Raw genomic sequence first — 644 nt, 5'->3', positions numbered from 1 at the left:
GATAGAGGGAACTTCCCTTTACTTGCTGTCATTATTTTCTCTAAGTTTATCCATTATAAAGCGGCACAAATCCACGGTTTGAGCGCGCGAAGGTTTGTTACTAAACGTAAATGAGAATTGTTATTATTGTATTTCTGTCGCGAAAAATACAATATGCAAATGCGAATTATTTTCTTTTAACTCAATAACGCTGATGACGATGGTTTTTTAGGGAGAGGAGAGAGCGACGAAGAACGAGGGATTAGGTGAGAGGGACAAGGGCGAGTAGGGAGGGGCGAGTAGGGAGGGGCGAGTAGGGAGGGGCGAGTCTAGAGGAACTAGAAGGCGAGTCTCGTGTTAAGACATTATCCCCTCAGCTAAGCGACTTAAGCTGAGGGGCATGCAGGTTTAAGTTGGCGCACGACCAAACGAGTTAGATGTCGGTGTTGGCGATGCTGTTGACCAGCTTTTCCCGCTCCGACAGAGAGTAGAATGGATAACATTGCTAGTAGGTGCGCATGTCATGACTGCGAATATCAATTTTCTAGCAGCTGAGTGAGTTTTTTTGCCGCCTTCTTTGTTTTGCTCTCAAGCACCAGATCGAGGATCTCAATCCGGCGTTGGCAAGATTTAATGACTGATCGATTGAATGTGCATAGAGACGA

1 pseudogene is annotated in these 644 nt (G+C 45.7%); it reads right to left on the bottom strand.

The window, feature by feature from the left end:
- Positions 1-412 precede the first annotated feature (412 nt).
- Positions 413-644: pseudogene (locus tag CIK04_RS35675) on the bottom strand (transcriptional regulator); the annotation flags it as partial.

The sequence above is a fragment of the Vibrio sp. 03_296 genome, from assembly GCF_002265885.1.
Note: the sequence above shows the minus strand (reverse complement) of the source record. Positions and strands in the feature narration are given on the sequence as shown.